The sequence below is a fragment of the Pseudogulbenkiania sp. AW2-16 genome, from assembly GCF_056824575.1.
On the sequence record NZ_CP157668.1, the window covers coordinates 768979 to 782664 of the forward strand.

Below are 13686 nucleotides of genomic sequence, written 5' to 3' on the forward strand. Positions count from 1 at the left end.
CGGAATGATACGGCTAGACGCCGCCGCGCGCCATCTCGTTGAGGCGTGCGATGCGCTCCTCGGTATGCGGGTGGGTGCGGAACAGCGAGTCCATGCCGCCGCCGGAGAGCGGATTGATGATCATCATCTGCGCGGTCTCCGGATGCGCCTCGGCGGCGGGCATCGGCAGCCCCTGGGCGTAGTACTCGATCTTGCGCAGCGCCGCGGCGAGCGCCAGCGGTTCGCCGGAAATCTCGGCGCCGCCGCGGTCGGCTTCGAATTCACGCGCGCGCGAGATCGCCATCTGGATCAGGCTGGCGGCCAGGGGGGCCAGCAGCGCGACCAGGATGCCGGCGATCGGGTTGACCGCACGGCCCTCTTCGTCGCGCCCGCCGAAGAACATGGCGAAGTTGGCGAGCGCCGAGATGGCGCCGGCCATGGTGGCCGAGATGGTCGAGATCAGCGTGTCGCGGTGCCGCACGTGCGCCAGCTCGTGCGCCATCACGCCGCGCAGTTCGCGGTAGTCGAGCATGCGCATGATGCCGGTGGTGGCCGCTACCGCCGCGTGCTCCGGATCACGCCCGGTGGCGAAGGCGTTGGGCTGGTCTTCATGGATCACGTACACGCGCGGCATCGGCAGCCCGGCGCGGCCCGCCAGTTCGGCCACCATGCCGTACAGCTCGGGGGCGCTCTGGGCATCGACCTCCTGCGCGTTGTACATGCGCAACACCATCTTGTCCGAGTTCCAGTAGGCGAAGACGTTCATCGCGCCACCGAACAGCAGCGCCAGCAGCATGCCGCTCTTGCCGCCGATCATGGCTCCGATGACGCCGAACAGCGCCACGATGGCGGCCATCAGCAGCGTCGTCTTGAACCAGTTGAAAGTCATGGCCACAGCCTCCTTGCGTTATCCACCACCCTAGATATGGTTCACCGGCTTGGAATATCAAGCCCCGAGCCGGGTCCCCGTCAGATCCGGCCGGCCGGCAACGAAGTCGCGTGCCGCCAGGCGCTTGCCGCCGGCAGCCTGCAGCTGGGTGAGCCGCACCACGCCGCTCCCCGCCGCCACGCGCACGCCGTCGGCGTCGGCCGACAGGACCGTGCCCGGCTCACCGCGGCCTTCCTCGGCGGAGGCCAGCCACAGCTTGAGGGGTTCGCCGGCGAGACGGGTGAAGGCGCCGGGCACCGGGTTGTAGGCGCGGATGGCACGGGCGATGTCGGTCGCCGGCTGGCTCCAGTCGACCTCGGCCTCGGCCTTGGAGAGCTTCTGGGCGTAGGTCACGCCTTCTTCCGGCTGCGCCACCGGGTTGATCTCGTCGAGCCGCGCCAGGGTGTCGACGATGGCGCGAGCGCCGGCTTCGGCCAACCTGTCGTGCAGCGTGGCGGCGGTTTCGTCCGCGGCGATCGGCAGCGGATGCACCGACAGCATGGCGCCGGTATCGAGGCCGACGTCCATCTGCATGATGGTGATGCCGGTTTCGCTGTCGCCCGCCAGCAGCGCGCGCTGGATCGGCGCCGCGCCGCGCCAGCGCGGCAGCAGCGAGGCGTGGATGTTGAGGCAGCCTTGCGCCGGCAGCTCGAGCACCGCCTGCGGCAGCAGCAGACCGTAGGCGGCCACCACCATCACCTCGGCGCCGACCTCGGCGATCAGCGCCTGCGCTTCCGGGGTCTTCAGCGTCAAGGGCTGCTCGACGCGCAGACCGTGCTGCAGCGCCAGCGCCTTGACCGGGCTCGGCTTGAGTTTCATGCCGCGCCCGGCGGGGCGGTCGGGCTGGGTCAGCACCAGCGGGATGTCGTGCCCGGCGTCGAGCAGGGCCTGCAAGGCGGCGGCGGCGAATTCCGGGGTGCCGGCAAAAATCAGTTTCATGGCATTCCTGCAAAAACGAGGGGACACGGTGTGCGTGTCCCCGGGGTTCGGCCAACGCGGGTCGGGCCTGGAATCTGTTCACGATCTGTCGTGAGCGGCCCTCAGCGGGGTGAAGAGCAGCACAGAAACCGGAATGGACATGAAGTCCATGAGGATTTCCGATCGCTGAGCGAATCCCTGCGTGCCAATCTTCGATTGGCTCGGCGATAGATTCGCACGCAGTGCACCTGAGCCCCGATCAGGGACGCGCAGCAAGATCGGGACAGATTCTTACAGCGTGTGCTTCTCGCGCTTCTTCATCTTGGCCTTGATGCGGCTCTGCTTGAGCTGGGACAGGTAGTCGACGAACACCTTGCCGTCGAGATGGTCGATTTCGTGCTGGATGCAGATCGCCAACAGGCCGTCGGTCTCGATCTCGAACGGCTCGCCGTTGCGGTCGAGCGCGCGCACCCGCACCCACTCCGAGCGGTGCACCTTGTCGTAGATGCCGGGCACCGACAGGCAGCCTTCTTCGTACACGGTATCGCCACGACGCTCGACGATTTCCGGGTTGACGAAAGCGGTCAGGGCCGACTTCTCTTCGCTGACATCGATCACCACCACGCGCTCATGCACGTTGACCTGGGTGGCCGCCAAGCCGATGCCATTGCATTCGTACATGGTCTCGGCCATGTCGTCGATCAGTTGGCGGATGCGCTCGTCCACCGCGCCGACCGGACGCGCGACTTTGTGCAGACGCTCGTCCGGGTAATGCAGAATAGTTAGCAGCGCCATCTAATTCCGTTACTCCAGATTGTAGTTTTGCCATCAGCATGTCGATAATAGACCTGTCTGACGCAGATATCGTTACTTCGAGGGCGCCGGGAATGGCGCGCCCGTCCATGAATATTGGGGCATTTTCCATGCGCAAAAGCATTATATCGCTAGTCTTGGCTCTGGGCCTTGCGGCACCGGCCTTTTCCGACACGCTGACGCTGCGCCCTGACGCCCCGGCGCGCTACGTGGTGGTCAAAGGCGACACGCTGTGGGGCATCTCCGGCCGCTACCTGAAAAAGCCGTGGAACTGGCCCCGCCTGTGGCAGATGAACCGCGACGAAGTGAAGAACCCGCACCTGATCTACCCCGGCGACGTGCTGGTGCTGACCTGGGTCAACGGTCAGCCGCGCCTCGGCCTGGAGCGCAACCGCCGCGAGGTGAAGCTGTCGCCGCAGGTGCGCATCGAGGACCAGGACCGCGCCCTGCCGAGCATCCCGGCCAAGGCCATCGAGCCCTTCCTGTCGCGCCCGCTGATCGTCGATATCGACAGCTTCTCGCGTGCACCGCGCCTGGTCGCCGGCAGCGACGAACACGTGGCGATGAGCAGCGGCGACCGCGCCTACGCCATGGGGCTCGACCAGGGCGGCAGTTGGCAGTCGTACCGCCCCAACAAGCCGCTGCGCGATCCGGACAGCGGCGAGACGCTGGGCTACGAGGTGACTTACGGCGGCGATCTGGCGGTCGAGAAGATGGGCGACCAGGTACAGTCGTTGCGGGTGCGCAAGGTGGCCGAGGAAATCCTGGTCGGCGACCGCCTGGTCAAGGCGCCGCGCGACTATTTCGTCAGCTACGTGCCGCATCCGCCCGAAAAGATGGTGCAGGGCAAGATCATCTCCACCCCCAACGGCGTCGCCGGCGCGGCCCAGTACTACAACGTGGCGATCAACCTGGGACAACGTGACGGCCTGGAAACCGGCCACGTGCTCGACATCCTCAAGAACGGCAGCCTGGTCAAGGTCACGACGCCGGACAACCGCGAGACCAAGGTGCTGCTGCCGACCGAGAAAGCCGGCTCGCTGTTCGTCTACCGCGTGTTCAACCGCGTCGCCTACGGCCTGGTGATGGAGAGCGCGGTGCCGATCGGCGTGGGCGACGTGGTGCGCACGCCGGACGAGGAATGAGCCGCGAGCGCGCCGACTGGGCGCTGCTGGCGCTGACCCCGGGCATCGGCCCGGTCGGCGTGCTGCGCCTGATCGACACCTTCGGCAGCGCCGCCGCCGCGGCTTCGGCCAACCTTTCGCAGTTGCAGCGTTGTCTCGGTGACGAGGCGGCGCGCGCCCTGGCGGGCCGCGTGGCGACAGCCGACGTGGAGGCGGCGCTGGCCTGGGCCGACGCGCCGGGCTGTTTCCTGCTGGCCCTGGCCGATCACGACTACCCCACCGCGCTGGCCGAGGCCGGCCACGCCCCGCCGCTGCTGTTCGGCCGGGGCCGGCGCGAATTGCTGGCGCGCCCGATGCTGGCCATGGTCGGCAGCCGCCACGCCACACCGCAGGGCCGGCAGACCGCCGAGGAGTTCGCGCACGGCCTGGCGCAGGCCGGCTACACCATCGTCAGCGGGCTAGCCAGCGGCATCGACGGCGCCGCCCACCGTGGCGCGCTGGGCACGGCGGCATCGACCATCGCGGTGATCGGCACCGGCATCGACCGGGTCTACCCCGCCAGCCACCGCCAGCTCGCCCACCAGTTGGCCGAAGGCGGCCTGATCCTGTCGGAATTCCCGCTCGGCACGGCACCGCTGGCGCACAACTTCCCGCGCCGCAACCGCATCATCGCCGGGCTCAGCCGCGGCTGCCTCGGTGGTCGAGGCCAACGTCAACTCCGGCTCGCTGATCACCGCGCGCCTCGCCGCCGAGGTCGGGCGCGAGGTGCTGGCGATTCCCGGCTCGATCCACAACCCGCAGGCGCGCGGCTGCCACCGCCTGATCAAGGACGGCGCCAAGCTGGTGGAAACGGTGGACGACGTGCTGGACGAAATCGGCCGCCCCGCCCCCGACGCACCAGGGGCGGCCAGCACCAACACGGCGGTGGCGGACGGCACGGCAACGGTGGTGGCGGAGACGCCGCTGCTGGTCCAGCTGGGCTACGATCCGGTCGACGTCGACAGCCTGGCGGCGCGGCTCGAGTTGACGGCGGGGGAGGTTTACGCGATGCTTCTCGAGCTGGAACTGGAAGGCCGGGTGGCAAGCCTGCCGGGCGGTCGTTTCCAGCGCCTGTCCTGAAGCGGGACGCGCCCTGCCAGCATCCTTAAAAGTCTCTGCACCATGTTTGACGTTCTTGCCTATCTGTTTGAAGAATACCAGGACCCCGAAGCCTGCAACGACCGCGAAGGCGTGATGCGCACGCTCGCCGCCGCCGGCTTCGAGGACACCGACATCAACGACGCCCTCGACTGGCTCGACATCCTCTGCAACATCAACGAGGGTGCCTTCGCCGCGATGGACGAGTCCTACGGCCTGCGCGTCTACAGCGACAGCGAACAGAAACGCCTGCCGACCGAAGTGCGCGGCCTGCTGCAGTTCCTCGAGCACCACGGCGCCCTCTCCCCGGCGCAGCGCGAGATGGTGATCGACCGCCTGCTGGCGATGCCCGACGACGAGGTCAACGTCGCCTCGGCCAAACTGGTCACCTTGCTGGTGCTGTGGGTGCAGAAGGCCGAGCTGCCGATCCTGCTCGGCGAAGAGCTGCTCGACGTGGTGAACGGCGAACCGACCATGCAATGAGCTTGTCACGGCGTTGCGACAGGCTTACCATCGCGCCCTTCCGACGCCTTAACGACACGTCCGACAAGAGCGCCCCCTTGCGCTCTTGTTTTATTTGATAGATACACAAGATGTCAGCCCGGGACTGCCGGGTTCACGATTGAACAAAACATGCCCTCGAGCCTATTGATCGTTGAGTCGCCGTCCAAGGCCAAAACGCTGAAAAAATACCTGGGTCAGGACTTCGAAGTCCTCGCCTCCTACGGCCACGTCCGCGACCTGGTGCCGAAAAGCGGCGCGGTCGACCCGGACAAGAACTTCGCCATGAAGTACCAGCTGATCCCGCGCAACGCCAAGCACGTGGACGCCATCACCCAGGCGGTGGCCGAGGCCGATCACATCTATCTGGCAACTGACCCGGACCGCGAAGGCGAGGCCATTTCCTGGCACCTGGTGCAGATCCTCAACAACAAGAAGCTGCTGAAGGGCAAGACCGCGCAGCGCGTGGTGTTCCACGAGATCACCAAGAACGCGGTGCTCGACGCCATCGCCAACCCGCGCGACATCTCGCAGGAGCTGGTCGACGCGCAGCAGGCGCGCCGCGCGCTCGACTATCTGGTCGGCTTCAACCTGTCGCCGATGCTGTGGAAGAAGATCCGCCGCGGGCTGTCCGCCGGCCGCGTGCAGAGCCCGGCGCTGCGCCTGATCTGCGAGCGCGAGAACGAGATCCGCGCCTTCACCGAGCAGGAATACTGGTCGATCCACCTCGACAGCCACAAGGGCCGGCAGAAGTTCGGCGCCAAGCTGTTCGAGCTCGGCGGCAACAAGCTCGACCAGTTCGACATCCCGAGCGAGGCCATCCAGGCCGACACGCTGGCGCGGCTCGCCGGTCACCCGGCCACCGTCAGCAACGTCGACAAGAAGAAGAAAACCCGCAACCCGGCCGCGCCGTTCACCACCTCGACGCTGCAGCAGGAGGCGGTGCGAAAGCTCGGCATGACCACCGACCGCACCATGCGCACGGCGCAGCAGCTGTACGAGGGCGTCGACATCGGCCAAGGCACGGTCGGTCTGATCACCTACATGCGTACCGACGCCGTGGTACTGTCGAACGAGGCCCTGACCGAAATCCGCGGCTACATCGAGAGCCAGTTCGAACCGGCCTTCCTGCCCAAGGCCCCGGTCACCTTCAAGAACAAGTCGAAGAACGCCCAGGAAGCCCACGAGGCGATCCGCCCGACCTCGATCGAGCGCACCCCGGCGGCGATGAAGCCGTTCTTGACCACCGACCAGTTCAAGCTCTACGAGATGATCTGGAAGCGCACCCTGGCCTGCCAGATGGCGCCGGCCAAGTTCGACACCACCAGCGTCGACATCACCGTCGGCGAGGGCGTGTTCCGCGCCACCGGCCAGGTGCAGACCTTCGCCGGCTTCCTCGCGGTGTACGAGGAAGACGTCGACGACGCCGAGGACGAAGACAACGCCAAGCTGCCGGCGCTGGAGGTGGGCGACGTGCTGCCGGTGGACAAACTCTACGGCGAACAGCACTTCACCCAGCCGCCGCCGCGCTTCTCCGAGGCCAGTCTGGTCAAGGCGCTGGAAGAATTCGGCATCGGCCGTCCGTCCACCTACGCCAGCATCATCTCCACGCTGAAGGACCGCGAGTACGTGGTGCTCGACAAGAAGCGCTTCCTGCCGACCGACACCGGCGAGATCGTCAACAAGTTCCTCACCGAGCACTTCGGCCAGTACGTCGACTACAACTTCACCGCCAAGCTGGAAGACCAGCTCGACGAGATCGCCAACGGCCGGCGCGAGTGGGTGCCGGTGATGGAGACGTTCTGGAAGGGGCTGGCCAAGCAGCTGAGCGAGAAGGAAAGCCTGTCGCGCGCCGAGGTCACCACCGAGAGCCTGGACGAGGCCTGCCCGAAGTGCAGCAAGCCGCTGCAGATCAAGTTCGGCAAGCGCGGCCGCTTCATCGCCTGCACCGGCTACCCCGAGTGCGACTACACCCGCGACATCGGCGAGACCGCCGAGAGCGCGGCGGCGGCGGCGGAAGAACCGACGGTGATCGAGGGGCGCACCTGCCCGGAATGCGGCGGCGCGCTGCACATCAAGAAGGGCCGCTACGGCAAGTTCATCGGCTGTGCCAACTACCCCAAGTGCAAGCACATCGAACCGCTGGAAAAGCCGCGCGACACCGGCGTGACCTGCCCGGAATGCAAGACGGGCAGCCTGATCGAGCGCAAGAGCCGCTACGGCAAGCTGTTCTACAGCTGCAATACCTATCCCAAGTGCAAGTACGCCACCTGGAACCCGCCGGTGGCCGAGCCCTGCCCGAAGTGCCACTGGCCGATCCTGACCATCAAGACCACCAAGCGGCGCGGCACCGAGAAGGTCTGCCCGCAGAAGGAGTGTGGCTACAGCGAGGTGATCGCCCCGCCGGAAGCCAAGGAAGCCTGAGCCACATCCGCCCTCACCCCCGACGCCACCGCCAGGTGGCGTTTTTCATTCCCGGTCGGCCCGCGATATCGCCCGTTCGTCATAACCCGGCACCGGCTTTTATTCAGCATTTCCCGGCGCAATGCTTATACTTCGAGTCAAGGGCGAAGTCAGCCCGATTTCACTGCCAGATTCGTTCTGGCGAGTACGGTACCTGCGACGGACCGGAATGCCCTCCGGGGCAAAACGCCGCCTGCCCCCAGGCGGCGTTTCCATTGGGCCAGAACGCCGCGCGCATTCCAACTGACAGCCGCAGCGCCTCGAGCAGATGTCCGCAAGCCGCACTGGAATGCGGTTGCGGCGGCGCTGGCGACGCTTCGGGCACGGCGCAGACAGGGCGGGGTACCCGTTCCCCGGTTTGTCCGGGGTGGGTGTTGTGCCGCAGTGCCTGCAAGGCGGGCTGGAGGTAAAGGGCGGATCATGAAAGCCGACAGCAGCTTCTACTTCACCGGCAGCGCCGTGCTGACCTTGCTGGCTTTCGCCTCCGCGACCTGGCCGCTGCTGGCCGTCTCCTTGCTCGTCACGTTCTGCGGCATGATGGTGGCCGACCGCGAGCAGCTGGCGGCACTCGACAGCCACGCGCTGGCGATGTTCCTGATGCAGCACGAACGCCCGCTGCTGCCGCTGGATGCCTTTCGTGGCCGCGAGCTGCTGTTCTACTACGCCGGCCAGCCGGTGTACCGCTACCTGATCGCGCGCGACTCGCGCTGGCTCCTGGTCGGCAAGCAGGGCGAGGTCAAGGAAGGCCCGGGCATGATCCGGGTGACGCCGGGCTACCTGTACCGCCGCCTCGACGATTGATAGCCTGATCCATTAGGCGGCTGCGCCCTTGCATCTTGAGCGCCGGCAATGCTCTGAGCGTGCGAATCTCTGATTCGCTCAGCCATGATCCTCATGTACTCCGTGTACATTCCGGTTCCTGTGCGTTGGCGGCACTCAACCTGCTTTGGCTCGCTCTCCCACTGAAACAGGCTCCCGTCCCGCCCAATGCAAAAACGGCAGCGCGCCACCAGGCATGCTGCCGTTTTGTCCCGTGCTTCGGCCAACCTTGTCAGCCGAACAGCACCAGCCCCCACACCACGGCCAGGTTGACCAGACCGATCAGCTGCGCCGCGCTGCCCATGTCCTTGGCGCGCTTGGCGAGCGGATGACGCTCCAGCGAGGTGTGGTCGACCGCCGCCTCCACCGCCGAATTGAGCAGCTCGATGATCAGCGTGGCGAGCGAGCTGGCCACCAGCAGGGCGCGCTCGAGCGCGCTGGCGTGGATGACGAAGGCCAGCGGGATCAGGATCACGGCCAGCAGCAGCAGCATGCGGAACGCGTCCTCGTGGCGAAAGGCGGCCTTGAGACCGTCCAGCGAGTACCCGAAGGCGTTGATCAGCCGGGTGATTCCGGTCTTGCCCTTGAACGGGCTTTCCTGCAGCTTCATGCGGCTCCCAGAAGATGGATACGTGGCGCTTCGCCCAGCCAGTGCAGGCGTGCCTGCATCGAGCGCGACAGCCAGACCTCGCCGTGGCCATCGACCAGCAGCACGTCGCGGATGCCGAAGCGGCTGGCATAGTAAGAAGCGCGCGCGGTGTCGGCAAGATAAATCGGCTTGGTGGCGACATCGGAGCGCAGGCCGGCGTCGGCGGCCGGCGCCACCACCACGGTGGCGGCCTGGGCGCGGCAGTCGCTGCTGCCGTCGCGCGGGTCGATCAGGTGGCAGTGGCGCCGCCCGTTCAGCTCGAAGTAGCGCTGGTAATCGCCCGAGGTCCCCACCGCCTCGCCGTCGGCCAGCTCCACCACCGCCATCGCCTCGTTGCGGCGCGGGTGCTGGATGCCGACCTTCCACGGCGTGCCGTCCGGCTTTTTGCCCAGCGCGATGACGTTGCCGCCGATGTTGATCAGCGCGGCACGGACACCGGCGGCCTTGAGCTGGTTGCGCACCCGGTCGAGCGCCCAGCCCTTGGCGATGCCGCCCAGATCGAGCTGCACCGCCGGGTTGCGGCTGGCGATGCGGCCGTCGGCGAGGCTCAGGTCGGCCATACGCGGGCGGGCCTCGACCAGTTGCCGGAGCGCCGCCGGGTCGGGCGTGACCGGGGCGAAACTGTCGGCGTGGAAGCCCCACAGCGCCACCAGCCCGCCCAACGCCGGCGAGAACAGGCCGTCGGAGAGCGCCTCGTCGCGCTGCGCGGCGCGCAGCAGCTCGGCGAGGTCGGGCGCCAGCGGCGCCGATTCACCGCGCGCCAGGGCGCGGTTGATGGCGACCAGCTCGCCGTTGCCCTTCCAGGCGTGCAGGCGCAGGTGCAGGCGGTCGAGTTCGGCCATGGCCTGCGCCACCGCGGCCTGGGCGCGGGCCTCCGGCTCGCCCAGCACGGTGACCTCGACGCGCGTGCCGAACACGTAGCTTTCCTGGCGGAACGGTTCGGGCTCGCGGCTGCACGCCGCGAGCCCGATCAGCAGACACAGGGCCAGACAGGTTGGCCGAAGCCGCGAGATCAGTGCGCGCACCGCCGCTCCAGCGCGTCGATGTACAGCCCGGCGACGTTGATGCCGGTCTGATCCATGATCTCGCGGAAGCAGGTGGGACTGGTGACGTTGACTTCGGTGAGGTAGTCGCCGATGACGTCGAGACCGGCGAACAGGATGCCGCGCCGCTGCAGTTCCGGCCCCACCGCCGCCACGATCTCGCGGTCGCGCGCGGTGAGCGGGCGCGCCTCGCCGCGACCGCCGGCGGCGAGGTTGCCGCGCGTTTCGCCGGCCATCGGGATGCGCGCCAGGCAGTAGTCCACCGCCACGCCGTCGATCACCAGGATGCGCTTGTCGCCGTCGCGGATTTCCGGGATGAAACGCTGCGCCATCACGGTGCGGGTCTCGCGCTGGGTGATGGTTTCCAGGATCACCGACAGGTTGGGGTCGTCCGGCGTGACGCGGAAGATGCTGTCGCCGCCCATGCTGTCGAGCGGCTTGAGGATGACGTCCTGGTGCTGGCGCACGAAGGCGCGCAGGCGGGCCGACTCGCCGGAGATCAGGGTCGGCGCGATGCAGTCGGGGAAATTCAGGATCGCCAGCTTCTCGTTGTAGTCCCTGAGCGCCTGGCCGCTGCTGAACACCTTGACGCCCTGGGCTTCGGCCAACGTGAACAGCTGCGAGGCGTACAGGTACTCCATGTCGAACGGCGGGTCCTTGCGCATGATCACCGCGCTGAACGCGGTGAGCGGCTGGCGCTGCACCTCGGCGAGGCGGAACCAGTCGTGCTTGTCGCCGGTGAGGGTCAGGCCGCGCGCGTCCACCAGCAGCCGTCCGCCTTCCACCGACAGCTGACGCGCTTCGGCCACCGCCAGCGCATGGCCGCGTCGCGCCGCCTCCTCCATCATGGCGAAGGTGGTGTCCTTGTAAATCTTGAAGTGGTCCAGCGGGTCGGCGATGAACAGGATTTTCATAGGCGGGATCCAGTGCGCTCAGGCGTTGTCGGGGTCGGTGGCTTCCAGCTCCAGCGAGGCGGCCAACAGCGCCAGGCGGGCGATCACGCCGTAGGAATAGAACCGGTTGGGCGGACAGTCCGGGGTGCCGCTCTTGTCCGGCAGACAGGCCGATTCGAACGACAGCGGCACGAAGTGCATGCCCGGCGCGTTGAGGTTCTCGTCGACGCCGCGCCCGGTGTGGACGCGGTAGAAGCCGCCGATGACGAAGCGGTCCATCATGTACACCACCGGCTCGGCCACCGCGGCGTTGACCGTCTCGAAGGTGTACACGCCTTCCTGCACGATCACCTCGGACACTTCCAGCCCTTCCTTCACCACCGCCATCTTGTTGCGCGCCTTGCGGTTGAGGCCGATCACCTCGTCCGGCGACTTCACGCTCATCACGCCCATGCCGTAGGTGCCGGCGTCGGCCTTGACGATCACGAACGGATCATGGGTGATGCCGTACTCGCGGTACTTGACGCGGATCTTGTCGAGCAGGCCGGAAACGCTGTCGGCCAGCGCTTCTTCGCCCTGGCGCGACTGGAAATCCAGCCCCTTGGTGGCGTTGAAGTAGGGATTGATCAGCCACGGGTCGATCGAGATCAGGCGCGCGAAATCGTCCGCGACCTGGTCGTAGGCCTTGAAATGGTGGGTCTTGCGCCGCACCGCCCAGCCGGCGTGCAGCGGCGGCAGCAGGGTCTGTTCCAGGTTCTGCAGGATGTCCGGCGCGCCGCCCGACAGGTCGTTGTTGAGCAGCACCACGCACGGGCTGAAGCCGTCGGCCAGCACCAGGCGGTTGCCGCGGCGCTCGATCGGCTCCAGCCGCACCGTGGCGCCGTTGGCGGCGGTCAGTTCGGTCGGCTCGGTGATCTCCGGGTTGAGCGAGCCCAACCGGACCTTGAGGCCGGCCTGCTCGAAGATGTGCACCAGCGCCGCCACGTTCTGCAGGTAGAAGGTGTTGCGCGTGTGGTTCTCCGGGATCAGTAGGATGTTCTTGGCTTCCGGACACACCTTCTCCACCGCGCTGGTGGCGGCCTGTACCGCGAGCGGGGTGAATTCCGGGTTGAGGTTGTTGAAACCGCCGGGGAACAGGTTCATGTCCACCGGGGCCAGCTTGAAGCCGCTGTTGCGCAGGTCGACCGAGCCGTAGAACGGCACCTGGTGGGCGTGCCACTGGCTGCGGAACCAGTGCTCGATATGGGGCTGGGCGCCGAGGATGCGGCTTTCCAGCTCCAGCAACGGGCCCTTCAGGGCGGTGGACAGGTAAGGAACGGTCATGTCTTCCCCTTTGGGATGATCTTGGGTCGAATTGCACAATGGTGGGGATGACAGGCGCCTTATTCAACCCTGGGTGGCGGAGCGGCGCGGGCTCAGTCCGGCCATGCTTCGTTATAGGCCGCCTGGTAGCGCTCTTTCAGCCCGGCCCAATCGAAGACATGGTTCTGCGCGCCGCGGCTGACCACCTTGATGGCGCCCAACAGATTGGCTAGGCGGCCGGTCAGATGCCAGTCGAGACCGTGCCGGATGCCATACAGCAGGCCGGCGCGGAAGGCGTCGCCGCAACCGGAGGGGTCGAGCGCGGGGCCGTCCAGCGGCACCGCCGGGATGGGGAGCAGCGTGTCGCCGACGTGGATCTCCGCCCCCTCGGCCCCGCGCGTGATGAACAGCGCGCGCACCTGACGGCGCATGTCGTCCAGCGTGAGCCCGGCGCGCTCGCGCATCAGTTCGGCTTCGTAGTCGTTGAGCGTGACGTAGCTGGCCATTTCGACCAGCGCGCGCAGCTCGGTGCGCGAGAACAGCGGCAGCTCCTGGCCGGGATCGAACACCAACGGGATGCCGGCCTCGGCCAGCTCGCGGCAGTGCTGCAGGCAGCCGTGGTAGCCCGACGGCGCCACGATGGCAAGCTCCACCGGGCTCTCGACCTCGCACAGGTGGTTGTCGGTGGCGTGCTCCATCGCGCCGGGGTGGAACGCCATCAGCTGGTTGCCGCCGCTATCGCTGATGATGAAACATTGCGCGGTATACTGGCCGGGAACGGTGCGGATATGGCGGTCCGCCACGCCGAGGCACGCCAGATGCTCGCGGTAGGGGTCGAAGTCCTCGCCCACCGTGGCCATCACCAGCGGCCGCTCGCCCAGCAAGGCGAGGTTGTAGGCGATGTTGCCGGCGCAGCCGCCGAACTCGCGGCGCATCGTCGGCACGCGGAAGGTGGTGGAGATCTTGTGCAGCTGGTCTGCCAGGATATGCTGGTCGAAACGGTCTTCGAAGGTCAGCAGGGTATCGTAGGCGAGCGATCCGCAGACGAGGATGGACATGCCGGCTCCGCTATGAAATCAAGCGTTTAAGTGTAGCACGAAACACCGCCCTCCCCCGT

General features: G+C 67.1%; 12 protein-coding genes and 1 pseudogene. 5 read left to right on the forward strand and 8 right to left on the reverse strand.

All coding sequences use genetic code 11. From position 1 onward, the window contains the following. Positions 1-13: 13 nt before the first annotated feature. The 3 genes from htpX to def form a co-directional block, all read right to left on the reverse strand. Positions 14-868: a zinc metalloprotease HtpX gene (gene htpX / locus ABKF58_RS03785; protein ID WP_014085715.1), complete on the reverse strand. Its 855-nt coding sequence runs from the start codon at positions 866-868 to the stop codon at positions 14-16. Positions 869-925: 57 nt separating this feature from the next. Next, complete coding sequence (fmt, locus tag ABKF58_RS03790; RefSeq protein WP_482583401.1) at positions 926-1846, reverse strand: methionyl-tRNA formyltransferase; 921 nt, start codon at positions 1844-1846, stop codon at positions 926-928. Between the two features lie 270 nt (positions 1847-2116). Further along, positions 2117-2620: a peptide deformylase gene (def, locus tag ABKF58_RS03795; RefSeq protein WP_014085713.1), complete on the reverse strand. Its 504-nt coding sequence runs from the start codon at positions 2618-2620 to the stop codon at positions 2117-2119. 128 nt (positions 2621-2748) lie between these two features. Here def and ABKF58_RS03800 point away from each other — a divergent pair, with 128 nt between their 5' ends. From ABKF58_RS03800 to ABKF58_RS03820, 5 genes and pseudogenes are all read left to right on the forward strand, one after another. Beyond that, on the forward strand, positions 2749-3783 hold the full coding sequence (locus ABKF58_RS03800) for a LysM peptidoglycan-binding domain-containing protein (protein ID WP_482583402.1): 1035 nt from the start codon (positions 2749-2751) through the stop codon (positions 3781-3783). Beyond that, positions 3780-4881, forward strand: a pseudogene (dprA, locus tag ABKF58_RS03805) (DNA-processing protein DprA). Before ABKF58_RS03800 ends, dprA begins: the two are co-directional and overlap by 4 nt. Positions 4882-4923: 42 nt before the next feature. Next, positions 4924-5382, forward strand: a complete 459-nt coding sequence (locus tag ABKF58_RS03810; RefSeq protein ID WP_482583403.1) for a Smg family protein — start codon at positions 4924-4926, stop codon at positions 5380-5382. Between the two features lie 150 nt (positions 5383-5532). Further along, positions 5533-7824, forward strand: coding sequence for a type I DNA topoisomerase (gene topA / locus ABKF58_RS03815; protein WP_482583404.1), 2292 nt, complete (start codon positions 5533-5535; stop codon positions 7822-7824). 459 nt (positions 7825-8283) lie between these two features. After that, positions 8284-8664, forward strand: coding sequence for a hypothetical protein (locus ABKF58_RS03820; protein WP_482583405.1), 381 nt, complete (start codon positions 8284-8286; stop codon positions 8662-8664). 250 nt (positions 8665-8914) lie between these two features. Here ABKF58_RS03820 and ABKF58_RS03825 read toward each other — a convergent pair whose 3' ends face one another. The 5 genes from ABKF58_RS03825 to ABKF58_RS03845 all read right to left on the reverse strand — a co-directional run bounded on the left by ABKF58_RS03825 (position 8915) and on the right by ABKF58_RS03845 (position 13627). Continuing rightward, a complete protein-coding gene (locus ABKF58_RS03825; RefSeq protein WP_008954813.1) occupies positions 8915-9292 on the reverse strand; it encodes a diacylglycerol kinase in 378 nt (125 codons plus the stop codon). Then, positions 9289-10356, reverse strand: a complete 1068-nt coding sequence (locus ABKF58_RS03830; RefSeq protein ID WP_482583406.1) for an FAD:protein FMN transferase — start codon at positions 10354-10356, stop codon at positions 9289-9291. Before ABKF58_RS03830 ends, ABKF58_RS03825 begins: the two co-directional genes overlap by 4 nt. Beyond that, on the reverse strand, positions 10344-11288 hold the full coding sequence (gene gshB, locus ABKF58_RS03835; RefSeq protein WP_482583407.1) for a glutathione synthase: 945 nt from the start codon (positions 11286-11288) through the stop codon (positions 10344-10346). Before gshB ends, ABKF58_RS03830 begins: the two co-directional genes overlap by 13 nt. Before the next feature lie 18 nt (positions 11289-11306). Next, on the reverse strand, positions 11307-12590 hold the full coding sequence (gene gshA, locus ABKF58_RS03840; RefSeq protein ID WP_014085706.1) for a glutamate--cysteine ligase: 1284 nt from the start codon (positions 12588-12590) through the stop codon (positions 11307-11309). A gap of 92 nt (positions 12591-12682) precedes the next feature. Continuing rightward, positions 12683-13627 carry a carbohydrate kinase family protein gene (locus ABKF58_RS03845; RefSeq protein WP_482583409.1) on the reverse strand — a complete coding sequence of 315 codons (945 nt, stop codon included), beginning with the start codon at positions 13625-13627 and terminating at the stop codon, positions 12683-12685. Positions 13628-13686: the final 59 nt, after the last annotated feature.

What these genes read in the sequence shown, in the direction of transcription:
- htpX (WP_014085715.1), bottom strand. Translation starts at nt 868, where the DNA reads ATGACTTTCAACTGGTTCAAGACGACGCTGCTGATGGCCGCCATCGTG.
- fmt (WP_482583401.1), bottom strand. Translation starts at nt 1,846, where the DNA reads ATGAAACTGATTTTTGCCGGCACCCCGGAATTCGCCGCCGCCGCCTTG.
- def (WP_014085713.1), bottom strand. Translation starts at nt 2,620, where the DNA reads ATGGCGCTGCTAACTATTCTGCATTACCCGGACGAGCGTCTGCACAAA.
- ABKF58_RS03800 (WP_482583402.1), top strand. Translation starts at nt 2,749, where the DNA reads ATGCGCAAAAGCATTATATCGCTAGTCTTGGCTCTGGGCCTTGCGGCA.
- ABKF58_RS03810 (WP_482583403.1), top strand. Translation starts at nt 4,924, where the DNA reads ATGTTTGACGTTCTTGCCTATCTGTTTGAAGAATACCAGGACCCCGAA.
- topA (WP_482583404.1), top strand. Translation starts at nt 5,533, where the DNA reads ATGCCCTCGAGCCTATTGATCGTTGAGTCGCCGTCCAAGGCCAAAACG.
- ABKF58_RS03820 (WP_482583405.1), top strand. Translation starts at nt 8,284, where the DNA reads ATGAAAGCCGACAGCAGCTTCTACTTCACCGGCAGCGCCGTGCTGACC.
- ABKF58_RS03825 (WP_008954813.1), bottom strand. Translation starts at nt 9,292, where the DNA reads ATGAAGCTGCAGGAAAGCCCGTTCAAGGGCAAGACCGGAATCACCCGG.
- gshB (WP_482583407.1), bottom strand. Translation starts at nt 11,288, where the DNA reads ATGAAAATCCTGTTCATCGCCGACCCGCTGGACCACTTCAAGATTTAC.
- gshA (WP_014085706.1), bottom strand. Translation starts at nt 12,590, where the DNA reads ATGACCGTTCCTTACCTGTCCACCGCCCTGAAGGGCCCGTTGCTGGAG.
- ABKF58_RS03845 (WP_482583409.1), bottom strand. Translation starts at nt 13,627, where the DNA reads ATGTCCATCCTCGTCTGCGGATCGCTCGCCTACGATACCCTGCTGACC.